The 25,875-nt window shown below is 41.9% G+C and carries 36 protein-coding genes and 3 pseudogenes; 36 read left to right on the top strand and 3 right to left on the bottom strand.

Translation table 11 applies throughout. The features are described from left to right. From DOU50_RS07255 to DOU50_RS07085, 34 genes and pseudogenes are all read left to right on the top strand, one after another. Nucleotides 1-1,624: RHS repeat-associated core domain-containing protein (locus DOU50_RS07255; protein WP_194266134.1), on the top strand; the 1,624-nt coding region annotated here is incomplete at its 5' end. After that, nucleotides 1,624-1,884, top strand: coding sequence for a hypothetical protein (locus DOU50_RS07250; RefSeq protein WP_024907031.1), 261 nt, complete (start codon nucleotides 1,624-1,626; stop codon nucleotides 1,882-1,884). The genes DOU50_RS07255 and DOU50_RS07250, both read left to right, overlap by 1 nt. Nucleotides 1,885-2,027: 143 nt before the next feature. Next, a pseudogene (locus tag DOU50_RS23815) lies at nucleotides 2,028-2,436 on the top strand (RHS repeat-associated core domain-containing protein); the annotation flags it as partial. 326 nt (nucleotides 2,437-2,762) lie between these two features. Then, nucleotides 2,763-3,242, top strand: coding sequence for a hypothetical protein (locus DOU50_RS07240; RefSeq protein ID WP_126801770.1), 480 nt, complete (start codon nucleotides 2,763-2,765; stop codon nucleotides 3,240-3,242). A 25-nt stretch (nucleotides 3,243-3,267) separates the two neighbouring features. Then, nucleotides 3,268-3,719 (top strand): annotated as a pseudogene (locus DOU50_RS07235) (type IV secretion protein Rhs); the annotation flags it as partial. Between the two features lie 26 nt (nucleotides 3,720-3,745). Continuing rightward, nucleotides 3,746-3,943 (top strand): hypothetical protein, encoded by a 198-nt coding sequence (locus DOU50_RS07230; protein ID WP_071994455.1) that lies wholly within the window; start codon nucleotides 3,746-3,748, stop codon nucleotides 3,941-3,943. Nucleotides 3,944-4,034: 91 nt separating this feature from the next. Then, nucleotides 4,035-4,727 carry an Imm43 family immunity protein gene (locus tag DOU50_RS07225; protein ID WP_228117519.1) on the top strand — a complete coding sequence of 231 codons (693 nt, stop codon included), beginning with the start codon at nucleotides 4,035-4,037 and terminating at the stop codon, nucleotides 4,725-4,727. A gap of 190 nt (nucleotides 4,728-4,917) precedes the next feature. Further along, nucleotides 4,918-5,436 carry a hypothetical protein gene (locus DOU50_RS07220; protein ID WP_224752844.1) on the top strand — a complete coding sequence of 173 codons (519 nt, stop codon included), beginning with the start codon at nucleotides 4,918-4,920 and terminating at the stop codon, nucleotides 5,434-5,436. 229 nt (nucleotides 5,437-5,665) lie between these two features. Further along, nucleotides 5,666-5,986 (top strand): hypothetical protein, encoded by a 321-nt coding sequence (locus DOU50_RS07215; protein WP_228117518.1) that lies wholly within the window; start codon nucleotides 5,666-5,668, stop codon nucleotides 5,984-5,986. A gap of 102 nt (nucleotides 5,987-6,088) precedes the next feature. Continuing rightward, nucleotides 6,089-6,190 (top strand): hypothetical protein, encoded by a 102-nt coding sequence (locus tag DOU50_RS23810; protein WP_080690917.1) that lies wholly within the window; start codon nucleotides 6,089-6,091, stop codon nucleotides 6,188-6,190. Between the two features lie 81 nt (nucleotides 6,191-6,271). Beyond that, nucleotides 6,272-6,589 carry a hypothetical protein gene (locus DOU50_RS23805; protein ID WP_228117517.1) on the top strand — a complete coding sequence of 106 codons (318 nt, stop codon included), beginning with the start codon at nucleotides 6,272-6,274 and terminating at the stop codon, nucleotides 6,587-6,589. Nucleotides 6,590-6,591: 2 nt separating this feature from the next. Continuing rightward, nucleotides 6,592-7,041, top strand: a complete 450-nt coding sequence (locus DOU50_RS07205; protein WP_072050682.1) for a hypothetical protein — start codon at nucleotides 6,592-6,594, stop codon at nucleotides 7,039-7,041. A 202-nt stretch (nucleotides 7,042-7,243) separates the two neighbouring features. Further along, the gene (locus DOU50_RS07200) at nucleotides 7,244-8,032 is read left to right on the top strand and encodes an Appr-1-p processing protein (protein ID WP_228117516.1); all 789 of its coding nucleotides are present in this window, start codon (nucleotides 7,244-7,246) and stop codon (nucleotides 8,030-8,032) included. Between the two features lie 87 nt (nucleotides 8,033-8,119). Continuing rightward, the gene (locus DOU50_RS07195; protein ID WP_024907040.1) at nucleotides 8,120-8,521 is read left to right on the top strand and encodes a hypothetical protein; all 402 of its coding nucleotides are present in this window, start codon (nucleotides 8,120-8,122) and stop codon (nucleotides 8,519-8,521) included. A gap of 79 nt (nucleotides 8,522-8,600) precedes the next feature. After that, a pseudogene (locus tag DOU50_RS07185) lies at nucleotides 8,601-9,799 on the top strand (RHS repeat domain-containing protein); the annotation flags it as partial. Next, entirely contained in the window at nucleotides 9,799-10,800 is a 1,002-nt protein-coding gene (locus DOU50_RS07180; RefSeq protein ID WP_048990657.1) for a hypothetical protein, read from the top strand. The pseudogene DOU50_RS07185 and the gene DOU50_RS07180, both read left to right, overlap by 1 nt. Before the next feature lie 256 nt (nucleotides 10,801-11,056). Then, the gene (locus DOU50_RS07175; protein WP_148769126.1) at nucleotides 11,057-11,326 is read left to right on the top strand and encodes a hypothetical protein; all 270 of its coding nucleotides are present in this window, start codon (nucleotides 11,057-11,059) and stop codon (nucleotides 11,324-11,326) included. A gap of 8 nt (nucleotides 11,327-11,334) precedes the next feature. Further along, nucleotides 11,335-11,853, top strand: a complete 519-nt coding sequence (locus DOU50_RS07170) for a hypothetical protein (RefSeq protein WP_148769125.1) — start codon at nucleotides 11,335-11,337, stop codon at nucleotides 11,851-11,853. Between the two features lie 137 nt (nucleotides 11,854-11,990). Continuing rightward, a complete protein-coding gene (locus DOU50_RS07165) occupies nucleotides 11,991-12,461 on the top strand; it encodes a hypothetical protein (RefSeq protein ID WP_048990655.1) in 471 nt (156 codons plus the stop codon). 92 nt (nucleotides 12,462-12,553) lie between these two features. After that, entirely contained in the window at nucleotides 12,554-12,997 is a 444-nt protein-coding gene (locus DOU50_RS07160; RefSeq protein WP_148769127.1) for a DUF6386 family protein, read from the top strand. A 222-nt stretch (nucleotides 12,998-13,219) separates the two neighbouring features. Next, nucleotides 13,220-13,486 (top strand): hypothetical protein, encoded by a 267-nt coding sequence (locus DOU50_RS23670; protein WP_061714946.1) that lies wholly within the window; start codon nucleotides 13,220-13,222, stop codon nucleotides 13,484-13,486. A 240-nt stretch (nucleotides 13,487-13,726) separates the two neighbouring features. Then, a complete protein-coding gene (locus DOU50_RS07150) occupies nucleotides 13,727-14,083 on the top strand; it encodes a hypothetical protein (RefSeq protein ID WP_073961520.1) in 357 nt (118 codons plus the stop codon). Between the two features lie 225 nt (nucleotides 14,084-14,308). Next, the gene (locus DOU50_RS07145) at nucleotides 14,309-14,665 is read left to right on the top strand and encodes an SMI1/KNR4 family protein (RefSeq protein ID WP_061714947.1); all 357 of its coding nucleotides are present in this window, start codon (nucleotides 14,309-14,311) and stop codon (nucleotides 14,663-14,665) included. A 551-nt stretch (nucleotides 14,666-15,216) separates the two neighbouring features. Beyond that, nucleotides 15,217-15,648, top strand: a complete 432-nt coding sequence (locus DOU50_RS07140) for an immunity 26/phosphotriesterase HocA family protein (protein ID WP_024907053.1) — start codon at nucleotides 15,217-15,219, stop codon at nucleotides 15,646-15,648. A gap of 103 nt (nucleotides 15,649-15,751) precedes the next feature. Then, nucleotides 15,752-16,234 carry an SMI1/KNR4 family protein gene (locus DOU50_RS07135; RefSeq protein WP_023292200.1) on the top strand — a complete coding sequence of 161 codons (483 nt, stop codon included), beginning with the start codon at nucleotides 15,752-15,754 and terminating at the stop codon, nucleotides 16,232-16,234. A gap of 64 nt (nucleotides 16,235-16,298) precedes the next feature. After that, a complete protein-coding gene (locus DOU50_RS07130; protein ID WP_071994458.1) occupies nucleotides 16,299-16,619 on the top strand; it encodes a hypothetical protein in 321 nt (106 codons plus the stop codon). Nucleotides 16,620-17,249: 630 nt separating this feature from the next. After that, nucleotides 17,250-17,732 carry a competence protein ComJ gene (gene comJ / locus DOU50_RS07120; RefSeq protein WP_148769124.1) on the top strand — a complete coding sequence of 161 codons (483 nt, stop codon included), beginning with the start codon at nucleotides 17,250-17,252 and terminating at the stop codon, nucleotides 17,730-17,732. A 411-nt stretch (nucleotides 17,733-18,143) separates the two neighbouring features. Then, nucleotides 18,144-18,548: a hypothetical protein gene (locus DOU50_RS07115; RefSeq protein WP_024907056.1), complete on the top strand. Its 405-nt coding sequence runs from the start codon at nucleotides 18,144-18,146 to the stop codon at nucleotides 18,546-18,548. 173 nt (nucleotides 18,549-18,721) lie between these two features. Beyond that, nucleotides 18,722-18,967 carry a hypothetical protein gene (locus tag DOU50_RS07110; RefSeq protein WP_024907057.1) on the top strand — a complete coding sequence of 82 codons (246 nt, stop codon included), beginning with the start codon at nucleotides 18,722-18,724 and terminating at the stop codon, nucleotides 18,965-18,967. 144 nt (nucleotides 18,968-19,111) lie between these two features. Then, a complete protein-coding gene (locus DOU50_RS07105; RefSeq protein ID WP_024907058.1) occupies nucleotides 19,112-19,594 on the top strand; it encodes a hypothetical protein in 483 nt (160 codons plus the stop codon). 26 nt (nucleotides 19,595-19,620) lie between these two features. Next, nucleotides 19,621-20,097 carry a hypothetical protein gene (locus tag DOU50_RS07100; protein ID WP_148769123.1) on the top strand — a complete coding sequence of 159 codons (477 nt, stop codon included), beginning with the start codon at nucleotides 19,621-19,623 and terminating at the stop codon, nucleotides 20,095-20,097. Nucleotides 20,098-20,140: 43 nt separating this feature from the next. After that, nucleotides 20,141-20,521: a hypothetical protein gene (locus tag DOU50_RS07095; RefSeq protein ID WP_047958859.1), complete on the top strand. Its 381-nt coding sequence runs from the start codon at nucleotides 20,141-20,143 to the stop codon at nucleotides 20,519-20,521. Nucleotides 20,522-20,537: 16 nt separating this feature from the next. Further along, nucleotides 20,538-20,903: a hypothetical protein gene (locus DOU50_RS07090; RefSeq protein WP_024907060.1), complete on the top strand. Its 366-nt coding sequence runs from the start codon at nucleotides 20,538-20,540 to the stop codon at nucleotides 20,901-20,903. 99 nt (nucleotides 20,904-21,002) lie between these two features. Continuing rightward, entirely contained in the window at nucleotides 21,003-21,296 is a 294-nt protein-coding gene (locus DOU50_RS07085; protein ID WP_024907061.1) for a YciI family protein, read from the top strand. Between the two features lie 54 nt (nucleotides 21,297-21,350). Here the strand turns inward: DOU50_RS07085 and ychF are convergent, their stop codons facing one another. Both ychF and pth read right to left on the bottom strand, forming a co-directional pair. Further along, nucleotides 21,351-22,442: a redox-regulated ATPase YchF gene (gene ychF / locus DOU50_RS07080; RefSeq protein ID WP_020690896.1), complete on the bottom strand. Its 1,092-nt coding sequence runs from the start codon at nucleotides 22,440-22,442 to the stop codon at nucleotides 21,351-21,353. Nucleotides 22,443-22,568: 126 nt separating this feature from the next. Then, entirely contained in the window at nucleotides 22,569-23,153 is a 585-nt protein-coding gene (gene pth / locus DOU50_RS07075; RefSeq protein ID WP_023336005.1) for an aminoacyl-tRNA hydrolase, read from the bottom strand. A gap of 274 nt (nucleotides 23,154-23,427) precedes the next feature. Between pth and ychH the strand changes: the two genes are divergently transcribed. Then, on the top strand, nucleotides 23,428-23,703 hold the full coding sequence (ychH, locus tag DOU50_RS07070; protein ID WP_024907062.1) for a stress-induced protein YchH: 276 nt from the start codon (nucleotides 23,428-23,430) through the stop codon (nucleotides 23,701-23,703). A gap of 120 nt (nucleotides 23,704-23,823) precedes the next feature. Further along, nucleotides 23,824-24,882 (top strand): MerR family transcriptional regulator, encoded by a 1,059-nt coding sequence (locus tag DOU50_RS07065; protein ID WP_148769122.1) that lies wholly within the window; start codon nucleotides 23,824-23,826, stop codon nucleotides 24,880-24,882. On the opposite strand, the gene DOU50_RS07060 is transcribed toward DOU50_RS07065, so the two are convergent. Then, the coding region (locus DOU50_RS07060) for a SulP family inorganic anion transporter (RefSeq protein ID WP_148769121.1) at nucleotides 24,868-25,875 on the bottom strand (1,008 nt) is incomplete at its 5' end. The genes DOU50_RS07065 and DOU50_RS07060 overlap by 15 nt on opposite strands.

The raw sequence follows: 25,875 nt of genomic DNA, 5'->3' as shown, positions 1-25,875 counted from the left end.
CTTTGAGTATGATGCGCTCGGTCGCGTGACGCGCGAGGCGGGCGAGCACGGCGAGCTGGCGTGGGAGTATGACGCGCTGGGCAACCGCACCTCCGTCACGCTGCCCGATGGCCGCGAGCTGAAGCAGTTCTACTACGGCAGCGGACATCTGCTCAGCATTGCTCTCGATAAGCTGTCGGTCTCCGATTTTACTCGCGACGAACTCCACCGCGAGACCAGCCGCAGCCAGGGGCTGTTGACCACCCGCAGCGAATACGACCGCCTCGGCCGACTGCACCGCCGGGACGTCTTTACCGGCAATGCCCAGCGCCCGTCGCCGCGCCGCTGGTCCCGCCGCTGGGATTACGACTACCGCAATAATCTGGTGCGCGAAGAGCGGGACGATAACCCGTTCAGCTGGTACCGCTGGCAGTACGACAGCGCCGGGCGCCTGCTCGTTCAGGACGGCACGCTGCCCGGCCAGGAGCAGTGGCGCTGGGATGCAGCCGGTAACCCGCTCGAAGGATCTGCTGAGAAGGTCACACACAACCGCCTGACGCAGCTGAACGGCATTCGCTGGCGCTATGACATCCACGGCCGCACCGTGGAGAAGGATAACGGCCAGACCCGCTGGCACTACCGCTACGACGGCGAACATCGCCTGATGGAGGTCATCAGCCAGCCGCGGGATCGCAATAAACCGCAGACGCAGGTCAGCTTCCGCTACGATCCGCTCGGGCGACGCATCAGCAAAACGCGACGCCAGATGCTGGGCGGACAGCCAACCGGCAAGCCGGTCACCACCCGGTTTGTCTGGGAAGGGTTCCGGCTGTTGCAGGAAGTGCACGGGGATGTGCCGCTCACTTACGTCTACAGCGATCGGGACAGCTACGACCCGCTGGCGCGTATTGACGGCGTGGAAGCGCCGGAGATTTTCTGGTTCCACTGCCAGCCCAACGGCACGCCGGAGCGGATGACGGATATCGAAGGGCAGGTGCGCTGGGAAGGGGTGAACGGCGCCTGGGGCAAGCTGCTGCGGGAAAGCGAGACGCAGATATCAGGATATTCTCAGAACCTGCGCATGCAGGGGCAATACCTGGACCGTGAGACAGGGCTGCACTACAATCTGTTCCGTTATTATGACCCGGACTGCGGAAGGTTTACGCAGCAGGACCCGATAGGGCTAGCGGGGGGGATGAACCTTTACCAGTATGCGCCGAATGCGCTGGGGTGGGTGGATCCGTGGGGGTTAAGCCGATGCAATACAGGGAAAAAACCAGGGCCGCAACTTCCTGGAGGAATTGCAGAAACATTTGATAAAAGCGTTTATAAAAACAGGCAGCTGAAAAGAGACGAGACTTTTTATAAATATCATGGTGTAAATAATAGAACAGGAAGAAAAATTTCTTGGCTGACAAATGAAAAATACAATTCCGAGGAGGTTTTGCGAGAAAAGCTAGCTATTCGCCATGATTGGGGTGTTAATATTACTAATGTATCAGAGTTTAGAGTTCCTAAAGGAACGTGGGTGAGTGAAGGTCCTGCTGCAGCTCAAGGGGCAGGATATCCTGGGATGGGATACCAGGCTGTGGTATCAAATCTTCCAAGAGCATGGGTGGTTAAAACTTTAAGGGTTCCCTGGTAATGAAATTGAATAACTTAAAAAATGCACTTGAAAAAATAATTTTTGAACTTAATGCCAATGGTAAACATGAATCGGTAAATTTTTTTCAAACTCGTTATGAACAGATAATAATTTTTGGAGACAAAATTCCATTTGAAATAATTGAAAGTCTGTCAACATGCAGAGCTATGGCTCAATACGCAAACTTTTCCCTCAGGGAAGAAAAACTTTTAGATGATGTTGTTAATTACGCACTTGATATTAAAAAAATGATGCCCTGATATTAAGCAAAGAGAAGGATTGATTTTTGCGAGGTTATAATTAAGCAGCGTCTGTTTTTGAAGTGCTCACTCAAACAACAAAAAACAGATAATTTTTAATAAAAGAACACTATTGGCTGGCTTAATATATTAAAATCAAAGCCCGGGTCACGCAACTGAACGGTATTCGCTGGCGCTATGACATCCACGGCCGTACCGTAGAGAAGGATAACGGCCAGATCCGGCACTACCGGTACGATGGCGAACACCGCCTGGGGCAAGCTGTTGCGGGAGAGCGAGACGCAGGGATCAGGATATTCTCAGAACCTGCGGATGCAGGGGCAATACCTGGACCGTGAGACAGGACTGCACGACAATCTGTTCCGGTATTACGACCCGGACTGCGGACGGTTTACGCAGCAGGACCCGATAGGGCTGGCGGGGGGGATAAACCTTTACCAGTATGCGCCGAATGCGCTGGGGTGGGTGGATCCGTGGGGGTTGAGCCGTAAATGTAAGGATCCATCTAAAGAAGCTACGAGATGGCAAGGTCAAGGTGATTACAAAGTATAGATGTCTACAAAAACAGGAAACTGAAAAAAGGCACGATTCTGTATGCATTATATCCAAACGGTGATACTCCTCCATCATATGCAGTGACTTATCCAACCGTTAGGCAAAATAAAGGAAATGCTATAGGCTACCATGAAGCACTTCAGGTTAAAATAGATCCTCATCGTACATTAAGAACGCAAGTTAGAGCTTATTATGTAAGTGAGGATATTGATGTAGCATATGGAAGAGCATTGGCTAATGAGATATATGGTCGAGGGGGGGGGGCAATTCTTTATCCCTGAGGAATTTAGAAATCTTTTGATACCGGGGAAGGTCATTAGCATATGATTAATTTTAAAATTAACGTGGTAAATGGTAAGGTTGAGTTAGACAATAAATGTCTTTTAATACAAAGGGAGGAGGAATTTATAACTTCTGATCTTTACAAATATCTTGAATCAGAAAATAAAATGCAGAAATTAATTCCCCATCATTATACAGTTAATACCGTTCTTTGGTCGGGAAAGGAATTCGAGATTATAATACAACCATTATGCTTCAGTAATTTGCCATTTACGGTGCAATTAATTTATAAAGAGGGAGGGTATTATAAGGCAATAAATGATTGGAATAAGGTTTCTAACATTGATATGCTAAATAAAGAAGTCGAATTTTTATATCAATGGGTGTCGGGTGAATATGATCTTGGCAAACCAGATGAAAAAGAAAAACATAGTATAATGTGGCACTTGGAATGGGGTGATATAACTATTTGCTATGATATTAAATCATTTAATTGCGGTATTTATTTAACGTGGAATTAACTATTAAATAAGGTTGTCATATTGTGCTGATAACCCGCTTGAAGGTTCCGCTGATAAGGTCACGCACAACCGCCTGACGCAGCTGAACGGCATTCGCTTGCGTTATGACATCCACGGCCGCACCGTGGAGAAGGATAACGGCCAGACCCGCTGGCACTACCGCTACGACGGCGAACACCGCCTGACGGAAGTCATCAGCCAGCCGCGGGATCGCAACAAACCGCAGACGCAGGTCAGCTTCCGCTACGATCCGCTCGGTCGCCGCATCAGCAAAACGCGCCGCCAGATGCTGGGCGGACAGCCAACCGGTTTGTCTGGGAAGGGTTCCGGCTGCTGCAGGAAGTGCACGGGGATGTGCCGCTGACCTACGTTTACAGCGATCAGGACAGCTACGACCCGCTGGCGCGTATTGACGGCGTTGATGCCCCGGAGATTTTCTGGTTCCACTTCCAGCCGAACGGCACGCCGGAGCGAATTCTGCTCACCATGTTATACCCGTTGAGGTGTGGAAAGAGGAGCAATCATTCTTCAATAATATTGGCATCGGAAAAGACATGAACTCTGCGTTTAATGGTATTAATTTTCCAGGTAGCGCATCAGCGATGAAACAAGATGCAGGGAAAGGTATGGATATCTTCCATAGCAGTAATTATCATAACTATAGTGACATTCTCCGTCGGCGCATTGCTCGTGTTGAGTAACGATATATTTCTGGAAGATTAGATGCTAAAGGGGCGAGGATAGCTATAAGGCGGATCCAGATTGATATGAAGAATAAAATTTGGATGGGTCATGTTCCCACAAAAAAATCAGGGGAATGAATTAATGTCCTATTATGTGATCATGAATGACTTTGAATCATCACGCATGCCAAGAAATTTACAGGGCATGGTTGATGAAAGATTACAGGTTAATGAAAACTGGGAAATAGAAGGCTCTGCCTTTCCCTTCCCTTATCGAATGACAGACGATGCATGCCCAGACCATATTTATTTGTTGTGCAATAAAAATGTTGGGGCTTTGAAATTTGACTATTATAAAAAAGACTTTGGACACTTGATGGATAAGTCTTTATTTTCGATTTTTGAAAATTATAAGCACAATGTTTTTTTTGGCCGAGATATTACACCAGTTTCGATTGGGAATGGTCAAGTTCTTCGGGATGATTTTAAATATGCATATTTTCCAGGCGGCGATGTTATAGATAAGGATAAATCTATTCTCGAAGAGGATAAGTTCGGAGATACCATACCTTTTAAAATTGAATTCAAGGATGATGCGCTAGAAAATGATATACTTTCGTTGAACGACACATTGTTAGGTGGTTTTATCATTGTTAAACAAGAGGTCAAGGAAGTTATAGACAGTAAAGGATTCCGGGGGTTGAAACTTGTTCCACTGGAAAATGCTTTAGACGTTTTTTGTGAAGATTATTTCTACGAAATACACTCAAATCGTAAAAGAAAGGGCAATAAACTACCTTAATATTGAAGGGTGTCGTGCCATTATTGATTCTTTGTTTTTCTTTTTTAATGGCGCGAAGAAGTTCTTTGGATTATGAGTACATTTTTCAACTATGGATATGGTAATTTTAAGCGTAGCCAATAATGATAACTCTTAAAGAGGAATAATGCATATAAAAAATACTATCCAAGACTTTGTCAAGAAATTCAAAATGAATGATTTAAATATGGGAGAGATAGACTATGCAGACGATGAAAATGAAACTTCTTTTCCTGTAAATTTAAATGGTGAAATTCGATTTTTTTATAGCCATTTGATTTTAAATGACCACCCAACATTTGATGGTGCATTCATTATACAGATTGTTGAGCCCCAAGAGCTTAATAAAATGTTATCAGGCTGGCGAGTTCAAAATGACACGACCTGGCGCGATGAATATATAATCTTTGCTGAACGAAATGGAGATGTTCTTTTTTGTGATACCCAAAATATCACATCTCCTGTTTATGGTAGTATTCAAAAAAGAAATTTCATTATTTCCAATTCGTTAGCCGACTTTTTGGATGCTTTTTGTTCTGCCATTGAGATCGAACAAAGTAAATATGATGGTGATGCTACAGATGATGATTTTAATTTCAGAGAGGACTTTCTGGAAGATATCGATTTAATGCTAAAAAGCAAGCTTAAGGATGTTGAGGCGGAAGGTTTTAAGCAATTCTTTTTTGGCTAGGTTAATAATAAAAACTAACACTTTTAGAACCCTCCTTACTTCTGACAACATTTTTCGCTTAAAACCACTTTTATATAGGAAAGGAGGTCTCTTTTCGATTGATAATGAATAAGCATATGAAAAACGGTTTCGATAAATTTGATGAAAAAGTTACATCTCTTGTAGAAAAAGGAAACGAGTTCCATTTAAATGGGCCTCACCTAGTGAAGTTGCTGATCAGATGTGGAAAATGACAACAAAAACAGATGGTAAGTCGATTATTTTCAAATTGGGTGATGGAATAAAAAAGTACTGGAGTAATATTGTTATGAATACTAAAGGAATAAATACTAGAGACGATTTTATTAAATTTCTTGAGAATTTATCTTCAAATGCCAGAAATAATCTAAGTGAGTGGGAGAGCAAAGACTTACCCTCATATTTTGAATCGATGGCATCTTGGGTTGAAGATATGGATGGATATTATTTAAATCAAAAATTACCTGTTCCAGAAAATGTTAACTGGACATTTATTGCAGATATTTTAATGGCTGCAAGAGTTTATGAATAATATTCAATAATAATTGGCCGGGAAGAGCATCAAATCTTCCCGGCGTTTTATTATTTAACGTGTTAAAAAGTATGATGGCGTCCGAATCGTTCCGATGACCCGATAGGTTTTAATGGCGGTATAAATACTTACGTTTACGCCACTAATCCGTTGAATTGGGTTGATCCATTAGGATTGAAAGCGAAGTGTGCACCGACTCGATAAAATGACCATAACCAGGCGGCATTTGGTAGGCAGTGGCAAGGAAGAGGGATTTATCAAGGCCGTTATTCTTGGTCAAACACAATGCTTAAAGAAGGCGATATTGTTTATGGTGGAGCACCTGGGCAGTCAGGATTTTATTTCGACAAAGCCACTTTAGAAGCTGCTAGTGGTAGTCGACAAAAATTATGGGAAAGTTTACAAGTTCTACCTCATGAAAAATATGGGTTTAGAAGTAAGATTCAGATGTATAGAGTCAAACGAGATGCTATTGCTGGTACGGGACAAGCTTTGTCACCAGATACTGAAATGTTAGGAAGCGGTGGCGGTACCCAATTCTTCCTTTCGAATTATAAAAAAGTTCTGGAACCTATTGGTCTTCCATTTGATATTGGGATGTGAAAATGAATTTTGACGCAGAAACTGGTGTTCTTAAATTTAATAAAAGGGTTCTATTAGGACCAAGAGTTACTAAGACAGAGTTGTTTAATAATACAAATGTAAGGTGGGAGGGGTGGCCTGAAAAAAAAGACAATAAAACAGTCTCATACAGAACTATCCTTAAAGGTGACCATGAGTTCGGAGATATATATCTAATAATTGACTTCTTGGTTCCCAATGATCCTAACTCAATAATTCGTAGTTGGCGCTTCGCCCCAGAAAAATTATTGATGGGAAAACAGAATAGACCCGAAGGGAAAGTCACCCGATGTTTAAGGGAATGGTTCAAAACTAAATCTACTATTGTTCTTCCTGTATCAAGGGAGTGGGGACATGTTGATGCTGCTTATGACCCTCATAACCTAACAGGAACAATTCTCTGCCACTATTGCTTAGACCCTCATGAATTGTAAGTGGAGAACTGGTAAAATATATGATTCAATTGAAGTTACTTATATGACTATATCATAGTGTTTCCAATATAAATTGGACAGTTGCCATCCTAAACGAGAAAATAAAAAGGTATAAGCCATTTTGTTGACATAGATGTTACTGGCCTGGATGTAATTGAACCCCGGAAAAATACATTCTTTATCTTAAACACAAAAGATCTTGATGTCTCCGAAAGAATTGTTAAAAGTGCGAGGAGTTGTGGTTGATGTGAAAAAATACTATAAAGGTAACGTTGATTTTATTGCAGGTGAAGGAATTATTCTCAATGAATTCATAGGGGAGGTGGCCACACGACAAATAAATATTATAGATGGCGATTGTTATGCATCTTCCTCTTTGCTAGATAAAAACGAGAAAGTTGGGTTTCTGCTGTATGATGGTAAAAAAAGCGATCTGGACTTAAGTGATACTGAAGAAATTTCGAATGAGGAATTTGAAACTTTCTGGAAAACATCAACGAGTTCATTGCAAGAAAAAAAACAAATAAAGCTCTTGTCTGGAAATGCTGTGGAACCTTTGAAAAAATCCATAGTTATTGCTCACATTGTGAATAATAAAGGGAAATGGGGTAAAGGCTTTGTTCTGTCTCTTTCAAATAAATATCCTTCTGCAAAGGAATACTATCTCAATAGCTTCAATGGAAATAACACCCCAGAATTAGGTACGGTTGATTTTGTCTTGGTTGATGCTAAAGAACAGATATTTATTGCTAATATGTATGCACAAGATGGTATTAAGAAAAATGTCAATGACAAAAATCAATACGTATGTTATGCATTCCTGGAAGTTTGTCTTGAAAAGTTATCTGACTTTGCTTTAGTAAATCGCCTTTCAGTACAAATGCCAAGAATAGGCGCTGGCCTCGGTGGAGGTGATTGGGATGTTATAGAGTCATTGATACTTAAAAAGATTTGCTATAAGATGATCGATTGCAATGTAATAATTTTATAATATAAAATGATAATTTAATAATGCATTTTATTGAATTCGATTGTTGCTTAGAAAAGGATTTTTAATTAAAAGGACAGGCGCTTGAGTATGAAAATATCTATAACAAATACTATTGAAAAAGGAAACGAGTTACACGACAGCCAAAAATACGCCGAGGCTTTAGAACAATACCAAAAGGCCTGGCAAGCTCTTCCTGAACCAAAGTCCGAATCAGAATTTGCCAACTGGATCTCTGCATGCATGTACAGCGCATATTTTGATCTTGCGGATTACGTTGAGGCAAAGAAATGGGGAGAGACGGCTTTACGGACACGTGGATCGGATATAGACACTGCACCGTTAATCGACTTGGGTATGGTCTGTTACGAGTTGAATCAATTCAATGAAGCGTATAAATATTTTAACGATGCTTATAACTACGGCAAAGAGCGTGCTTTTCAGGATAGACCTAAAAAATATCTTGAGTTCTATCTGCGTAAGAAGGCGTAAGAACAGTAATTTATACCATTCAAAACAAATCAAACGTTAAACAAGAAGTTCATTACGTCGCCATCTTTAACGATGTAATCTTTATCGATGGGACAACTTTACCGGCAATGCCCAGCGCCCGTCGCCGCGCCGCTGGTCCCGCCGCCTGGAGTACGATTATCGCAATAACCTGGTGCGGGAAGAACGGGACGATAACCCGTTTAACTGGAACCGCTGGCAGTACGACAGCGCCGGGGCCTGCTCGCTCAGGACGGCTCGCTGCCCGGTCAGGAGCAGTGGCGCTGGGATGCGGCTGGTAATCCGTTAGAGGGCGCTGGAAAGAAGATTGCCCATAACCGGGTCACGCAACTGAACGGTATTCAGTGGCGTTATGACATCCACGGCCGTACCGTAGAGAAGGATAACGGCCAGATCCGCTGGCACTACCGGTACGACGGCGAACACCGCCTGACGGAGGTTATCAGCCAGCCGCGGGATCGCAACAGGCCGCAGATGCAGGTCAGCTTCCGCTACGACCCGCTCGGACCACGCATCAGCAAAATGCGACGCCAAATGCAAGGCGGACAGCTAACCGGCAAGCCGGTTTGTCTGGGAAGGGTTCCGTCTGCTGCAGGAGCTGCACGGAGACGTGCCTCTGACCTATGTCTACAGCGACCAGGACAGCTACGACCCGCTGGCGCGAATTGACGGCGTGGAAGCGCCGGGGATCTTCTGGTTCCACTGCCAGTCCAACGGCACGCCAGAGCGGATGACGGATATCGAAGGGCAGGTGCGCTGGGAAGGGGTGAACAGCGCCTGGGGCAAGCTGTTGCGGGAAAGCGAGACGCAGGGATCAGGATATTCCCAGAACCTGCGGATGCAGGGTCAACACCTGCATTGTGAGATGGTTGCACGACAATCTGTTCCGGTATTACGACCCGGACTGCGGACGGTTTACGCAGAAGGACCCGATAGGGCTGGCGGGGGAGATAAATCTTTACCTGTATGGTGCAAATAGTCTTACGCGAATAGACCTTCTGGGATTAAAACAAGAGGAAGTTATACGCTATACGAGTAAAGATGAAGCGATTGCCTCAGCTTCTGAGCGTGGTGGTAAAGGTGGATTGGTCCCAAATAATCGAGGTGATAAAGCCATATGGGTTAATCATGATAGCCGACCAGGATTTAACCCTGGATAAAAATATCCTTCCTCGTTTTAATGATAAAATCACTTCATTCCAGATTGAAAAGAAAGATGCTAAAGGTAATTGGAAGAAATGTGGTAAGAGGATTACGTAATGATTTTTGAAATGTTTATACATAAAATTGAACACTTCACTAATGCGAGAGCAGAGATTGAAAGTTTTGGAAAATATATCTATGTTCAGGATGAACCGGACCTATTCCCCGTTTGTTTTAAAAAAGAAAATGGGAAGCATGTAGAGTTGAGTCGTTGGCAAACTTGCTTTCCTAAAGTTATGTTTCAGCGTGCGTTAAACAAATTAGGCCTAAGTGAAGATGGTAAGTATGCATTTGAAGTTTTCCTTTCTCGATTAGGTTATCTTTTTCAAATAGATAACCGACAGCGTATAGATAAAGATATCTTTATCTTGTTTTATATCTATCAACTGTTTTCTTTAAAAGATAACGAAGAAGATTACGCTATAAAAGCAAAAAGCTTTTTTTTAAGATTTTTGTGTTTTGAAATGGGCATGGATGATGACTCTTATAATTTGCTATGCATTACTAAAGATGGGATTTGTATAAATACTTCTCAGCATGGTAATGTCTCAATATTGTCTTTGCTTGAGCAATTTTATGTACAATTTGAAAAAAAGAAAAACTTTGAAGATATTAAGTCTATAAAACATTATCAATTATCAGTGCTGAATTTTTTGTTTGTTGCGAACAACGATAGAAGTTCCCTGTCTTTTAATGATAAAAACTGCTACCTTTGCGATCCTGATAGTTTTATTAATACTTATGAGAAATCTAAAAAAACAATTTATAGAGCCTTGGAACATTGTTTTGACAAGTATCAATCCACGAAGAATTTACTAATATCAAATTTCATTCTAATGAATTATTCGTATTATATTGTTAGAAATAATTTGGCTGACCTCAAAACTTTAAGAAGACATGTTTCTTCAGATATGTTTAGACAAATAATTTCCTCAATAATGTACAGAGTTTTTTTTGTGAATGAAGACGAGATATTTAAGGTGGTTGGCAATGAATATGACATCAGCCTTGAAAAAAATGAAGGTCGAATGCTTTTTAATTTAATATATTCGATTTAAGGCATTAATGTTAGATCACTGTCGGGGGGCATTAGGTTTTGAATGTTCAAACCGCTGTAGAGCCCTCGATTCTTGAAGGCCAAACCATGGCAGGACAATAGATTTACGGTTTGCTCGTTGTAAGTTGAAAACTTGGTATCTCTCATACCGTGCCTTGGCGGATGCCTCTATTAATTGTGCGGATTATTTTCTTAACCAGAGGATTCTTTATTGGAAAAAATAATTTGTTATTTCCGCCAAGTATTACGGATAATTCATGTGGGAAAAGGGTCATTTTGTAACTTTTAAAAATATCTACATGAGCGAGGCAAATGTATTCTCCTTTAAAGTCCCTAAGCGGATGGCGGATTTAAAAGAAGAAAGTGCAATACCTCAGGTTGGTTATCGTACTAATCCGTTACATCAAGAGGGATTAATTCCTAAGCGTGTGGATCCGACAACGCCAGTTAGATCGTATGAATTACCATCATTATGGGCAGAATGGCTTGACGAAGTAGCGATTCCAGTCTCGGGGAGTGTAAAATAGGTTATTATATGAATATTAATAAAGATGAAGAACTCCTTGTGATAATAAAGAACGAAGGAAGATTTTATTGGTTCGTGGCCTTTAAAGAAATGTGGGTTTTAGACAGAGCAAAATGGGTAGAAGATTTTGTGAGAAGTGGGATGGAAATAAACCTACAGGATATTCATAAGGAAAGATATAACATACCAGTTGTAAATGAAGAAAACGCAAAGATATTCATTGATGGTTTAATTAAAGATGCTTATTTATATAATAAGGATGATATAGCTGAGGAGTTTTATAATAGGCTTTCGCAAAAAACCACCTGGTGGGATATATATGATCTAATGCCAGATTTGTTTATAGACTTTGATAATAAAAGACTATATTCCCAATATGTCGAAAGTATGCATTATCACAAATATGTTCCTGATGATTGGCAAGGTGAACTTGTAGATTTCTGCAGTGATGGATCGTTACCTCAAGATGAAATGTTATGGATAAAAAATGAGACAGATCATAGGAGCATTGTAATCATTAAAGGGTAAAAATATATTTCCAACATACCATTTTTTTTGAGTGTGCAATGGTAGATGCATCATGTTAATCTTTAACCATTGCGCTGAATTGTGAAGGAGATGGAATTTACTATAATTTAATTTTTTTTCCGAATGGATGGGTATAAATGATTGATTTTAATGCTGATATTTTATCAGGGAGAGCGCTAGGTAACGTGTTTTTGGGTGAAAATATAAGTAAATATATGAATGAGTTATATACAGGGTTTAAGGTAAATTACTTTGATTATTTTTTGCCTGATGATGAGAAAAGGCTTGCATATATTGTAGATGACACTATCACAATCGCTACCCTTGAAGATGGAACGATCATTTCGATTGGTTGTAATGTAAGCTATAAGGGGAGGTATAATAACATATTACAACCAGGTCAAACGATGAGGCAAATAATCGACTTGACTAATAAACAACGCATTTTTAATGGTTTCATTATTATAAATGACGACTTTGGTTTTTCATTTGAGTTGCCAGCGCCTTATGATGAAATCGCAGATAGCATTGCACATGTTCCACTGGATCTCGTTCTTAATGAAATCCGTGTAGCTGATTACTCTGACTGGAATCCTCAAAAAATATAACGCTGAAATGTGAGTTGGGATTGATACTACAGATTATAACTTGACATAATAGTGTTTTTAATTATTTCATAAAAGATTAAGTATTGAAAATTATGCATGCAATAATACATTTCCAAACAAATACAGCAACAATTGTGATTTATGATTTAATGTCACTAAAACATAGACTTAACGATGATGTAGATTGGTGGAGCCTTCCAGAAGATGAAGTTGAAGAAATAAATAAAGGTAATGTGTTATTTCTCAATCTTGGAGATGATGGAACCTATAAAGTCCATATTAAAAGAGATGTTGATGAATGTACCGGGTCGCTATTTTTAAACGTACCTTCTGGAAAGGTTTTCATTGGGGCGGGAGAAGATGTCACTGGCGGAGATCTTGAGCCTGACGACTCAGATGCCATTTCAGGTGAGTTTATTACTTTAGAACCTGGTAGTTACGAAGTTAAATATAAAAAGCAAGATTCAAATATTCTAATTTCCTTTGCAAAAGCAACGATTATTGAAAACTCATTAGAAGAGGGAGTTTATCTTTGAATGAAAAAATAGAATAATACAAGTAGTTCATCACATAGTCATTTTTAACAATTTTCTTTTTCCTTCTGCACGCACCTTGCTTGCTTTTTTGCACTTTGCTTACTCTTAACCTCCATAATCGGTCATTATACTCGTGACGAATAACCCCAACCTCAGGATAGCCCCCGTAGTTGCTGACCACCCGCAGCGAGTACGACCTCCTCGGGCTTCTGCATCGCCGGGATGTTTTACCCGCCAACGAGCCGCCAGGTGCTGGGCGGACAGCCCGCCGGTAAGCTGGTGACCACCTGGTTTGTCCGGGAAGGGTTCAGCCTGCTGAAGGAACTGCATGGAGACGTGACGCTGACCTACGTCTACACTGATTTGAGAGATATAGTTTTGCGAGGTAACACAGGACTTGATGCTCATCAAGCGGGGCAAAAAGCTACTATGAAAGATCTTGTAGAAGGTTATGACCCTAAAACTGGCCCGTCAATTTTAGTACCTTAAGAAAGCCATACTATATCAAAAGAAGGTGTCGGTATTGTTTCACGAAGAAAATTAATCCTTCAACTGGCTAACCATTTGCTAATGCGAGGGAACTGCTTGCTAGAGACATCTTAGAATTAAGGCGAGTTTATCAAGACATTGCAAACAGCGTTCTTCAGGAATTAATCGCAAAAAATAAAGCAATGTATCCTGAAATGAGAAAATCAAAACCTAAAGGTAAAAGTAATTGTAGGAGATAATGTGAATAAAGATGAGTTAGTTGTGAGATCATTACTTGCCGAGCTTTTAGGCGATACGCTAAATTATTATATTGATAATCTATCTGATTTATCCAAGTCAAATGGTGATGAAGATCCTTATTCGCGGGCAAGAAGTGTAATTCATAAACTATCCCCAGAAGAACAGGAGAAAATTTTCAATTTCCTTAGGTTGGTCATTGTAGATACAACTTCTACTGTTCTCGGAACAATCGATGGTTCACGTTTCCCTCCAAATATTGATGGGGATTTTAAACTTGAATATGACGGCGATGAAATACAAGGCTCCTTACAAGATGAATTAATTTCAAGATCTGAAGAGCTTGGTGTTTATAAATAAAGATTCTATCAATCTTTAACCATTGCGCTGAATATATAGAACATTGATAAGAAAAATTGGTTTTTTTATTCCATTTTTTATTATGCAATTAATGGCTGGTTAGTTTCAGGAAAGAAACAATAATTGCCCTTATTAATAATTACAACTAATTCCTCAATAAATGCGAACCTAATGGAGATAATATTTATCCTAATATAGGATTTATTCATTTATAGGTAAGCCGATATGGAAAAGCAAGATTTAATTGATCAGATAAATGAAGTTGAAAAGATTATACACACGTCTTTACCTTCTGAATATAAGCGCTTTATGATTGAGAACGTCAAAGATAGCTACTCTTATGAAATTCAACGAGCAAATGGTGGCCAGCTTTATGTTTTCAATTGTTTTGACTTGCTTGAAAGAAATAATACATACACAATTCAATCGGTGGAGCCTGACGTTTTATTGATTGGTCAAGATGGTGATTTGGGATACTTTTTGAATTTGCGTAAAGGTACTGATGAGATTTATTCTTTAGATCTTGGAGCGTTAGGAAGTCTGGACATGGATAAAGAAAGTAATAGCATATTTAGGCTATAATGTTTGATTTATTAATCATCTAGTTCAGAACATTGAAAAATCCTCGTCAAATCGTGAATTTTTTTCAAAACAAATCAAATAGTAAAAAGTAGTTTATCAAATCGCAATTTTTAATGATATAATCTTCCCCTTCCACACCCGCGATCCACCGCTGGTCTCTCTGCCTGGATTACGATTGCCGCAATAACCTGGTGTGGGAAGAGCGGGACGATAACCCTTCACGATGAAAAGAATATTATCTATGGAGGACGTGGGGAAGCTCCAGCTCGTTTGAATAGCCATGCGAATACACCGGGTAAATCACATTTGCAACAGTTGATTATATTTGATAATAATTTGACCAAAGCGGAAATTAAATTCCTGGTACAAAGGATTATGGTTCTTAATGGTGGAGCTAAGTCAGTGATCTCCTTAAAAAATCTCATAAATAAAATCAGATCATTTAGTCCTTATAACCTAAATGCTAGCACATAGGATATTGCGGGTCGTAACAGTGATTGGGGTGGAAAAGTATTGAAAGATGCGTTATCAATTCTGAAAGGTAATAGCTTATGAAAGTAAAATACAAAGAGGGTGACATCTTTGTCATTCCGATGAGTAATGGGAAATTTGCGATTTGCCAGATTGTATTTGCTCCAAAAGAAAAGTTTAAGCAAGCAATAGGTTTCTGCATTTTATCAATACAGAATACGGAGGAGCTTGAAGATAACAGTTCACTGAGACCTTTATCTTTTGAAAAGTTTGGCAAAGAGATGAAGGTTGTTTTCACTGGCAATCAGAATATTAGCAAAGGCATTTGGAAAATTATTGGCCACGCTAATCTGACTGAAGAAAAAAAAGAATTAAAAATATTTAATTATGCTGGCGGCTTATATGATGGGGAGGACGAAATCAGGCGTTTATCTGTTGCTGAATATCCAAATTACACAACAATGGGGGTTTCAGGCTTTGAGCTTGTCGACAATGTTCTGATAAATATTTGAACATCAGGGGAGGCGGGCTTCCTAAGCTAATTTTCATACAGCAACAGCTCATAAACACCTTAAATAAATTCGCGATTTTTTTGATCATCTGGCCAAATAATATATGAATCATTTCAGTAACTGTGAAAAAAAGATTGGACGTGCAGATATTGCTAAAAATGAAGAAGAATTATCTATTATTCTTCCTGATGATTTCATTTCACATTATCTGCAATTTAATGGTGGCACTCCTGAGAAAAGTTGGTGGGCCGATGATGAAGATTTTGAACCAGTAGAGGTGGCTGGGTTTAAACCGTTTATTTATAATAGTCAGACAAATGATGACCCTAGATCTTTAATTGATGGTTGCTATGTCAGCATGTTGGATAGGCAAGTGATCCCAAAAAACCTTTTTCCCTTCGCAAATGATTGGGGAGGGAATTTCTTCTGTCTGGATTTAGATAATTACTCAATTGTATACTTTGCTACAGATTCTTTTGATGAGTATTTGACTATGCAAGAGAATCATATAAAACTTCAAAGATATCTGACAAATTCATTTTCCATCTTTGTTAATGGATTGGTAACAGAAGAAGATCTTTCATAAGAAGCCATTGAATGTTAGCAATATATTCACTACAATTAATAAGGGTAAATGTAAATTGAATAAGATGCCAGATAATTCAATTGTTGTTATTGATGTGGCTGGGACTAGTATAAAAATACGTGTTTTGGGAAGTGGTTTAATTAAAAAAATGCAGGCGATAGGTTTTTCATTAAAAGATGAGTTTATGGTTATACCTGTAATTGACGAACAGAATAAACAAAGAATAATAAGACTGTTAGTTGACGAAGGTGCTCTTTTTTTATTTGGACATGGTTGGTATCCATCTGAAGTAATAGAGTATTATAAAGAACAAAACATCAAATTTGGTAAATATAAAATTATTTACTGGAGTAATAGAAATACATACCATATAGAGGAGAGATAATCCCTCATAAAATAAATTCTGAAGAGCACTAATCAACCATTCAGATAATCTTCAAAGTACAGGAAGAAAAAATACTTTTGTTTTACCGGCTGAAGGTGTTTTTTTACTTAAAATTGAAAAAGTCAAAGGAAGTAAATGTTGTCTGTAGCTTCACAGTTCATACCCTGAATACGACCAGGGTCGTGTTCAACAGCTGCATGCTGAAAATAGAGTTATTAATTACGACAAGATTGATATTTTCTCAGAGGAACTATGATAAATTTGCAATCTTATAATGAAGCATTGGATTTTCTGGAATTATTTTTTCAAAAATATATTCTTGATTATAATTGCCTCCAGGATATGCAATCTATTTTAGAGGGTTGTCGAAAAGAAAAAACGGTTTCTATTCGATCTATAGACTCATGCTTTATGGTATATAGACGAAAGACTCAAGATTATAGAGTCATTGCTCATGAGGAACAGGAGATATGGAGGCAGTTGTTCAATATATGGCAATAAATTTTTATAATCAAAACTGGCAAGAGATGACGGATATCAAAGAGCAGTAATTGTGGTGCATGTTGTAATATTGGTAACATTTTTATCAGAGCAGTCAGGTGTAACGAGAATAAAAATCGAGGTAAGGTAATGAACAATAAAAACATACAAATAGTTAATCTACTGATTTCGCATAGTCAAATATTGTTACGATCCCGAGACTATGATGAGAAACTGAGTCAGTGGGGGAAAGGAAATATTTCACAAGGTGCTGTGCTTCATAAGGATTATGTCATATTTGATCCATTGCCAGATGATGCATTTGGCGCAAACGTGAATATTAAAGTAGAACAATCTTTCAATTTAGATGATAATTCTCAGCGCTGCATCGTTGTGCCATTTTTTGTTACGGAACAACATAAATTACAAGTCGCTTCAGCAACTGAAAAATTTTATTTAAGCTTAGGATTAAATGATAAAACTTATTCACTGTTTTATGAAGTTTGTGAAGGAGATGAAATTTATTATAATTTCACGCTCGTACCGACAAAAGAAACTGTTGCAGCTAAGTTTTTGCTAGACGATCCCTGGGGTGGAATAAAAAATCATCCTCTTAAAGAAGGTGTTTTTTAAATTTAAAGCTAACCAAAGAAGATTAATTTATAAAGAATCAGACGTAAAGAAGGCGATCATTATGTCGCCATCTTTAACGATGCAATTTTTCCCTTCCGCACGCAGGGCTGTTGAGCGCATGCGATGAATTCTACCGTCTCGATCGCTCATTGCCGCGTATTGACGGCGATGATGCACCGGCAGGGTTGCACGACAATCAGTTTCGGTATTTTTTGAACTGGCCGATTACTCTGAGGTACAGAAATGAAGAGAGATGACAGCGCGGTCGCGTGGATCAGATATAGACACTGCACTTTCAATAGACTCCTTTACAAGGTGACTCGTGGTCGTGGGAGTCTTCTTTTGACGCATGAAGGAACATGAAATCATTCTGAAAGGACTTCTAAGAGGCTACGTTGAGGCGAATTTACCATGATAAATGATGATGACCTTATTGAGTATGCGCGAGAAAAAATTCCGGATGAATATAGTTCTTCTCTAAATAAAAAGAATAATCTTCAATGTGCATCATTTATAAACAATACTCAAGATGAGTTGCGAATAATGAAAGCGCATAAAAATAATACAAAACTTACAGGATTGAAGGTAGAAGGTCTTGATGAATTAATTATTGCTCTTGAAAACTATGATGAAGAAACTGTCTTAGTAATTAATATCCTAACTAAGTCATTTTCCTTTAAAATTTATTCAGATAAAAACAATGCTCTACTGGGTGTTATAATCCTAAAATTAAAAAAGAAAACCAACGAAGAAATTCGATTTGGGCGAGATGTTCTTGGCATTACGACTCCTCCTCCTGACATAGAAAATGATTAGTTTTTATTGCTTAAACTGGTGTACAAACCAACCAGAATCTCCATGCGTAGCGTTCCAGTATCAATTAACGCTTGCATACATGACTCCTTTGTTAAATGGAAACACTGTTTTAGGCGCAACCAAAAGTTGGATGTACTAAAATAAATCGAAATAAGAGTTCAGAGAAGCCTGTCATGAATTACGATTCATATAACGAAGTACTCGATTACCTCATTGTTTTTTTCAACGAAAGAGTGAATTCATCAATTTATTTAGAAAAAATAATGACTTTGATTGAAGGATCTCGCTCTGAAAAAACGGTGATGATAAGAGCTATTTATGAAACATACATGCAGTATGTAAAACAAAATAAAGATGGCATAAAAGTTATCGCTGGGGAAAAAGAAATGTGGATTGACTTATTGCACCATTGGCAATAAGACTTTATTGCTATGTGGATATTATTGTAAATGTTATAACAAATGTGATTTTACACGGAAAATTATCGTCATATAGTTGTTATCATGTTAAGTCGACTATATCATTAAGATCTTGTTAGACAGTCAAAAGTAAAGCAGGGGAACATGATTGAATTCAATTTAAATCCGATTACCGGTGATCTGACATTTGATGATCTTCCTTTGGGAATTGATACTGAAGAAGGATTTTGTAAGAGTGGATTATACCACGAATTAAACAAGCGAAAAGCTGTAAATAAAACCATGCCGAATCACTACCTTGTTGACTCAGTAGCGTTTTTCGACAAAGAATTTCAAGTTACTATACGCCCGTTGTGCTATGGTTTTCCTTTTATGCTTCATCTTGTTGATAAAAACAGTCAGTATTATAACGCATTAAATGACTGGAATGCGCGAGCTAATATTCACATGCTAAATGAATCAGTGAAAAGCTTATCTGATTGGCTAAAAGAATCACTCAATCTGGACACGCCTGATACCACGGAAACAGACATGATTAGGTGGCGCTTTGAATGGGGGCGGGTTTCTGTCTCATATGAGATAAAATCATTTAATCACGGGATATATTTAACCTGGAATATAATGTAGTCACTTCCAGACAAGGTGGTTTAGATATGTTAGAAATGAATTTTGATGTTAATAGTGGCTTTGTGGCTATTAACAATTACCCCCTCGAGTTAAAGGATGTTGAGACTTTTAAAAACTCCGGATTTTACATGTTATTCTCTCCGTTGAATACAATAGGCTCTTATTATTTCTCTATTGATAATATCGATTGGAAAGATCAAACTTTCATATTAGAACTGAGGCCTTCTGTGTTTTCTTTTTCTCCTTGCATATTCCTTACCAGTAAGAATGGGAATTTTTATAAAACTTTATGGGATTGGGATAAAAGAGCCAATTTGCGTAATTTATCTGAAGAAGAACAGCGCTTGACAGCATGGGTTGATAGTGAAATAACCTCACGCCCTAAACTTAAAATTAGTACGCCTCCATACGGAACTCAGTGGCATCATGAGTGGGGAAGCATTATTGTACAGTCTAATGAGAAAAGCTTCGACTGTGGAATTTATATCGAATGGAATGTTTGACTGAATGACATTATTGATTAATAAAATTAAAAGGTTATAGAAAATGAGAATAACTAATCGACTGAAAAAGAAGGTACTAGTCCTGGATGGCATAGATAATGACTTTTTAGATTCTGGCGCAGAAATAGCATGCCCTGAATGCGAGGGAGTAATAATCTATTCTATCGTAAACTCATATGAATTTGACTCGCTCTCTGAAGAGGTGAAAGATTTTTTTGTTAAGAAAATGAGAGGTGTGAAGTTTGTTAGTGAACATAAGAAGTATATCTACGATGAAAGCCAATTATATGTTTCGAAAAACACTTGTTCAAAGTGTGTAAAGGAATTTTCTACTGTATTAACGTATAAAGAAGTGCAGCCAGCACGATACCGGGTATATCTTGTGGGGCTTTTTGAAGGTGATTTGAAACAGATCAAACTTTAAAAGTTGAGGTTTACCGATGATTGAAAATCTCATTTGTATTAAAGAAAATGACCTGCTTCAGTGGGCGTGTGCTGAACGTAACATACGGGTTAGGATGCCATTTTTAGACTCTGCAATGGTCGACTCAACACGCCAGTTAGTCTTTGCGTTAAGCGAACCAAAGCCATTACCAACTATTTTGACCATCTTCAGTGCTCAGGGCGAAAAACTATTTTGGTCTGCACCTCCTGAAGGCGCTATTTTCTATTACTTAACTTTCAACCAGTCAAAGGAAGTAATTGTGGCCTGTAGCTATGTGGTAAAGCAAAACGGCTGGCATGACTGGTTCTATTCGTGGAATAGGAAGAATAACGCGTTGTCTCGATCGGGCCCTGCATATTAAGATCAAATGTGCCCAAAATGATAACGATACCCGATGGCAACAGAGGAACTGCATAAGCAATTCCAACAAACGGCTAAAAACACAGCTGAGAGGCAAAGGATGAGCACGGTTTATATTGTCATTTTAACCTATATCAAACCACTCGAAGAGATTGACGCAGCAATACCTGCGCATGTCGAGTGGCTAAAAAAAGGGTATGCAGAGGGAATTTTCCTCGCATCCGGAAAACGGGTGCCGAGAATCGGTGGGGTCATTCTCGCGAAATGTGAGAGTCTTGCCTCTCTTGAAGAGCGATTACGCGAGGATCCTTTTCAGAGGTTAAAGCTCGCGACGGCTGAAATCATTCCTTTTGAACCCAGCATGAAAACAGAACTCTTAGACAATGTCTTTTGACCCCGCAATAAAAAAACCACGCCAGGGCGTGGTTTTTTTTTCATTCAAGACGACTCAGACGTTGAACAGGAAGTTCATCACATCGCCATCTTTAACGATGTATTCTTTCCCTTCCGCACGCATCTTGCCGGCTTCCTTCGCGCCTTGCTCACCCTTGTAGGTGATGAAATCTTCAAACGCGATGGTCTGCGCACGAATAAAGCCTTTCTCGAAGTCGGTGTGGATTTTACCCGCAGCCTGAGGCGCAGTTGCACCCACTGGAATGGTCCAGGCACGCACTTCTTTCACGCCAGCGGTGAAGTAGGTCTGCAGGTTGAGCAGGGCATAACCAGCACGGATAACGCGATTCAGCCCGGGCTCTTCCAGGCCCAGTTCTGCCATAAACTCATCACGCTCTTCGTCATCCAGTTCGGCGATATCGGCTTCTACTGCGGCACAAACCGGAACCACGACAGAACCTTCTTTCTCGGCGATAGCACGCACCTGATCGAGGTACGGGTTATTTTCAAAACCGTCTTCGTTCACGTTGGCAATGTACATGGTTGGCTTCAGCGTCAGGAAGCTCAGGTAGCGGATGAGCTCTTTCTCGTCTTTGCTCAGATCCAGAGAACGCAGCATGCCCGCGTTTTCCAGCTGTGGCAGACATTTTTCCAGCACCGCCAACTCGGCTTTGGCATCTTTATCGCCACCTTTGGCTTTCTTGGAGATACGGTGGATCGCACGCTCGCAGGTATCAAGATCCGACAGCGCCAGCTCGGTGTTGATGACATCAATATCTTCAGCCGGGTTTACTTTACCGGCTACGTGAATGATGTTGTCGTTCTCGAAGCAGCGCACAACGTGGCCGATCGCTTCGGTTTCACGAATGTTGGTCAGGAACTGGTTACCCAGACCTTCGCCTTTGGATGCGCCTTTTACCAGGCCCGCGATGTCCACGAATTCCATGGTGGTTGGCAGAATGCGCTGAGGCTTCACGATTTCCGCGAGCTGGTCCAGACGCGGGTCCGGCATTGGCACAACGCCGGTGTTAGGTTCGATGGTACAGAACGGGAAGTTCGCCGCTTCGATACCCGCTTTGGTAAGCGCGTTAAACAGGGTGGATTTGCCCACGTTTGGCAGACCGACGATACCGCATTTGAATCCCATTTCTAAATCACCTTAATATCTTGATAATCAATCCGTTAACGATAACCGATTGATGAAAAGTAAATAACTACGCCTATTATACACGTAACCCGCATGACGCGCGGTAAAAAAGCCGGATCGGGCAGATTATTGCGCTTTGAAAGCGTGTAAGCGGTTTGTCGCTTTGGTTAGCCCGTCTTTCAGCCAGATTTCGGTGCAGCGCGCCGCTTCGTCTACCGCTTCGTCAATCAGTTTCTGCTCAGAAACCGGGGGCTTACCAAGTACGAAACCGACAACTTTGTTTTTATCGCCCGGATGGCCGATTCCGACGCGCAAACGGTGGAAATTCGGGTTATTGCCCAGCTTGCTGATGATGTCTTTAAGACCGTTGTGGCCGCCGTGCCCGCCGCCCAGTTTGAATTTTGCTACGCCAGGCGGGAGATCCAGCTCATCGTGAGCCACCAGAATTTCATCCGGGTTGATGCGATAAAACGTTGCCATTGCCGCCACGGCTTTACCGCTCAGGTTCATAAAGGTGGTAGGCACCAGTAAACGAACATCCGCGCCAGCAAGGTTGATACGTGAGGTATACCCGAAGAATTTAGGTTCTTCACGCAGGGGAGCACGTAACCGCTCGGCCAGCAGATCAACGTACCATGCCCCGGCATTGTGGCGGGTAGCCGCATATTCTGCGCCCGGGTTGGCGAGGCCGACAATCAGTTTAATCGTCACGATTCAATTCCTAATGGGTTCCAGATCTGGCGCGTAGTTTACTGTCTGGCGCGCCGCTTGACAAAATTCTGCGATCGTCGAAGCGAAATACGAATAATTTCTGATTTGAACAATTAGAATTTCAAGCTGTTCAAAGTGTTATTTGTAAACTTTTGTTTGGGAGTTATCTGTAATTGTGATCATTCACGCAACTCATAAAAGGGGCGTTGTCTATACTTTACACACAAGGATTAGGGGCTTTTCCCCTGACAACCCAAAGTTCCGGAGGTGACACATGAAACGCAAAAACGCTTCGTTACTCGGTAACGTGCTGATGGGGTTGGGGCTGTTCGTGATGGTAGCCGGCGTGGGTTATTCAATTTTAAACCAGCTGCCGCAGCTTGATCTTCCGCAATACTTTGCGCATGGCGCGATATTGAGCATCTTCATTGGTGCAGTGTTGTGGCTGGCGGGAGCACGCGTGAGTGGCCATGAGGAAGTGTGTGACAAATACTGGTGGGTGCGTCACTACGACAAACGCTGTCGTCGCGATCAGCATAAGCACAGCTGACGCTACGTTAAAGAATACCGAAACGGCTCCTGAGGGAGTCGTTTTTTTTGCATCAAGGGTTGACCCTCACGTAACGTAAGGCTCCAGAGTAGCGGCACTGGCAAAGTAAAAGGAGCAGTTATGTTGATTCAGGTGGGTGAGCTGGCGAAACGGGCCGGGATCACCGTACGCACATTGCATCACTATGAGCAAACAGGGTTGTTGCTGCCTTCTGCCAGAAGCGCGGCAGGTTATCGGCTTTACAACCTGGCGGATGTCCAGCGTCTGCACATGATTCAGGCGCTGGCAAAAGCGGGGCTGGAACTTGCTGAAATCAGGGATTTCCTGGAACAGGAGTCGCTGTCGTTAACCGAGTTACTCGATGCGCAAATCACGCTGCTGGATAAACAGCTGCGCAGCATACATACGCTGCGCGACCGGCTGGTGGAGCTGCGGACCGGGCTTCTCGACGATGCGACGCCGGATCTGGAATCCTGGCTACAGACTCTGGAGTTAATGAATATGTACGATCGCTGGTTTAGCAAAGAAGAGTTACAGCAGCTCCCGTTTGCGGTGCAGAAGGATGCGCTGGCGGCTATCTGGTCAGGGCTGGTTGCAGAGGCAAACACGCTGTTGAAACAGCACATACCCGTTACGGACCCGCGGGCCATGGACCTGGCGACGCGCTGGATGGAACGCCTGGAGCAGGATACGGCGGGCAAGCCGGAATTTCTCACCCGGCTGAACGAAATGCATAGCGTTGAACCGCAGATGCAGGTGCAGACCGGTATCACGCCGGAGATGACGGATTACATCACGCGCGCGTTTGCGGAATCAAAGCTCAACATATGGGAGAAGTATCTCACTGCCGAAGAGATGGCCTTTACCCGGGCACACTACTTTGACCGCATGATGGAGTGGCCGCCGCTGGTGGCAAAACTGCATCAGGCGCAGCGGGAAAATATCGACCCCGCCTCTGACGATGCGCAAAAGCTGGCTGAAAACTGGCTGACATTGTTCCAGTCTTACGCGGGCACCAGCCCGGAGACTCAGCAAAAGTTTCGCACGGCCATGCAGCAGGAGCCGCATCTGATGAAAGGAACATGGATGACGCCTGCCGTGCTTGCTTGGCTCCAGCAGGCGATCGGGGTAATGATGCAAAGACGTTTCTCTGCATCAGGTGGCTCACAGATCCGCTAATGCGGCTTCACGGTTAGGATAAAAGGCAAGGCGGCCAGGGATCGGCTGCACGCCCGCCCGCGCCATGGTGCGCAGTGGCTGAAACTCCAGGTTACTCACCCGCAGTTCACAGCCTTCCGGCAGACGTGCAACAAAGCGCTGGAAGGCATCCAGGCCGCCTGCATCCAGCACCGGTACGGCGTCCCACTTCAGCACCACAATCCGTTTACCCGCGATGCGGGATTCCAGATCGCTGAACAATCCTTCCGCCGCAGCGAAGAACAGCGGGCCAATCACGCGCAGAACCAGCACATCGTCAGGCACCTCCACGTTAACCGGGGAAAGGCGCGTCATCTGCGCAATGCGGCGCATAAATAGCAGAGAAGCCAGCACGATCCCGACGCTGATGGCGATAACCATATCGAACAGCACGGTCAGCGACATGCAGATCAGCATCACGATGATGTCGTCTTTCGGCGCGCGACGCAGCAGGTTCACCACCTTATGCGCCTCACTCATGTTCCAGGCCACCATCAGCAGCAGGGCGGCCATGGCGGAAAGCGGTAGCCAGGAGAGCAGCGGGGCGAGGATCAGCAGGGCGAGGATCACCAGCACGGAGTGGATAACCGCCGAAACGGGTGAGGTTGCCCCCGCGCGCACGTTTGCAGCTGAACGGGCGATGGCTGCCGTTGCGGTAATTCCGCCGAAGAACGGCGCGACAAGGTTGCCTAATCCCTGGCCAACCAGCTCGCTGTTAGCTTTGTGCTTGGTGCCGGTCATCCCGTCCAGAACGACGGCGCAGAGCAGGGATTCAATCGCCCCCAGCATTGCCATAGAGAACGCTGCGGGAAGCAGGGCGCGCAGGGAATCCCAGCTTAGGGTAAAGCTGGAGCCGGGCATGTCCCACGGCAGCACCAGCTGCGGCAACAGCTGTGGAATGCCGCTACCCTGCGAGCCGTCCGCCAGAACATAGTGGAACTGCGAGCCGATAGTCGCGACGTGACCACCGAACAT

This window comes from Enterobacter sp. C6 (assembly GCF_008122455.1).
Lineage (GTDB): Bacteria > Pseudomonadota > Gammaproteobacteria > Enterobacterales > Enterobacteriaceae > Enterobacter > Enterobacter pseudoroggenkampii.
This window is presented reverse-complemented; position numbering and strand designations above follow the sequence as displayed.

What these genes read in the sequence shown, in the direction of transcription:
- DOU50_RS07250 (WP_024907031.1), top strand. Translation starts at nt 1,624, where the DNA reads ATGAAATTGAATAACTTAAAAAATGCACTTGAAAAAATAATTTTTGAA.
- DOU50_RS07240 (WP_126801770.1), top strand. Translation starts at nt 2,763, where the DNA reads ATGATTAATTTTAAAATTAACGTGGTAAATGGTAAGGTTGAGTTAGAC.
- DOU50_RS07225 (WP_228117519.1), top strand. Translation starts at nt 4,035, where the DNA reads ATGTTCCCACAAAAAAATCAGGGGAATGAATTAATGTCCTATTATGTG.
- DOU50_RS07220 (WP_224752844.1), top strand. Translation starts at nt 4,918, where the DNA reads ATGAATGATTTAAATATGGGAGAGATAGACTATGCAGACGATGAAAAT.
- DOU50_RS07215 (WP_228117518.1), top strand. Translation starts at nt 5,666, where the DNA reads ATGACAACAAAAACAGATGGTAAGTCGATTATTTTCAAATTGGGTGAT.
- DOU50_RS23805 (WP_228117517.1), top strand. Translation starts at nt 6,272, where the DNA reads ATGCTTAAAGAAGGCGATATTGTTTATGGTGGAGCACCTGGGCAGTCA.
- DOU50_RS07205 (WP_072050682.1), top strand. Translation starts at nt 6,592, where the DNA reads ATGAATTTTGACGCAGAAACTGGTGTTCTTAAATTTAATAAAAGGGTT.
- DOU50_RS07200 (WP_228117516.1), top strand. Translation starts at nt 7,244, where the DNA reads ATGTCTCCGAAAGAATTGTTAAAAGTGCGAGGAGTTGTGGTTGATGTG.
- DOU50_RS07195 (WP_024907040.1), top strand. Translation starts at nt 8,120, where the DNA reads ATGAAAATATCTATAACAAATACTATTGAAAAAGGAAACGAGTTACAC.
- DOU50_RS07180 (WP_048990657.1), top strand. Translation starts at nt 9,799, where the DNA reads ATGATTTTTGAAATGTTTATACATAAAATTGAACACTTCACTAATGCG.
- DOU50_RS07175 (WP_148769126.1), top strand. Translation starts at nt 11,057, where the DNA reads ATGTGGGAAAAGGGTCATTTTGTAACTTTTAAAAATATCTACATGAGC.
- DOU50_RS07170 (WP_148769125.1), top strand. Translation starts at nt 11,335, where the DNA reads ATGAATATTAATAAAGATGAAGAACTCCTTGTGATAATAAAGAACGAA.
- DOU50_RS07165 (WP_048990655.1), top strand. Translation starts at nt 11,991, where the DNA reads ATGATTGATTTTAATGCTGATATTTTATCAGGGAGAGCGCTAGGTAAC.
- DOU50_RS07160 (WP_148769127.1), top strand. Translation starts at nt 12,554, where the DNA reads ATGCATGCAATAATACATTTCCAAACAAATACAGCAACAATTGTGATT.
- DOU50_RS23670 (WP_061714946.1), top strand. Translation starts at nt 13,220, where the DNA reads ATGTTTTACCCGCCAACGAGCCGCCAGGTGCTGGGCGGACAGCCCGCC.
- DOU50_RS07145 (WP_061714947.1), top strand. Translation starts at nt 14,309, where the DNA reads ATGGAAAAGCAAGATTTAATTGATCAGATAAATGAAGTTGAAAAGATT.
- DOU50_RS07140 (WP_024907053.1), top strand. Translation starts at nt 15,217, where the DNA reads ATGAAAGTAAAATACAAAGAGGGTGACATCTTTGTCATTCCGATGAGT.
- DOU50_RS07135 (WP_023292200.1), top strand. Translation starts at nt 15,752, where the DNA reads ATGAATCATTTCAGTAACTGTGAAAAAAAGATTGGACGTGCAGATATT.
- DOU50_RS07130 (WP_071994458.1), top strand. Translation starts at nt 16,299, where the DNA reads ATGCCAGATAATTCAATTGTTGTTATTGATGTGGCTGGGACTAGTATA.
- comJ (WP_148769124.1), top strand. Translation starts at nt 17,250, where the DNA reads ATGAACAATAAAAACATACAAATAGTTAATCTACTGATTTCGCATAGT.
- DOU50_RS07115 (WP_024907056.1), top strand. Translation starts at nt 18,144, where the DNA reads ATGATAAATGATGATGACCTTATTGAGTATGCGCGAGAAAAAATTCCG.
- DOU50_RS07110 (WP_024907057.1), top strand. Translation starts at nt 18,722, where the DNA reads ATGAATTACGATTCATATAACGAAGTACTCGATTACCTCATTGTTTTT.
- DOU50_RS07105 (WP_024907058.1), top strand. Translation starts at nt 19,112, where the DNA reads ATGATTGAATTCAATTTAAATCCGATTACCGGTGATCTGACATTTGAT.
- DOU50_RS07100 (WP_148769123.1), top strand. Translation starts at nt 19,621, where the DNA reads ATGTTAGAAATGAATTTTGATGTTAATAGTGGCTTTGTGGCTATTAAC.
- DOU50_RS07095 (WP_047958859.1), top strand. Translation starts at nt 20,141, where the DNA reads ATGAGAATAACTAATCGACTGAAAAAGAAGGTACTAGTCCTGGATGGC.
- DOU50_RS07090 (WP_024907060.1), top strand. Translation starts at nt 20,538, where the DNA reads ATGATTGAAAATCTCATTTGTATTAAAGAAAATGACCTGCTTCAGTGG.
- DOU50_RS07085 (WP_024907061.1), top strand. Translation starts at nt 21,003, where the DNA reads ATGAGCACGGTTTATATTGTCATTTTAACCTATATCAAACCACTCGAA.
- ychF (WP_020690896.1), bottom strand. Translation starts at nt 22,442, where the DNA reads ATGGGATTCAAATGCGGTATCGTCGGTCTGCCAAACGTGGGCAAATCC.
- ychH (WP_024907062.1), top strand. Translation starts at nt 23,428, where the DNA reads ATGAAACGCAAAAACGCTTCGTTACTCGGTAACGTGCTGATGGGGTTG.
- DOU50_RS07065 (WP_148769122.1), top strand. Translation starts at nt 23,824, where the DNA reads ATGTTGATTCAGGTGGGTGAGCTGGCGAAACGGGCCGGGATCACCGTA.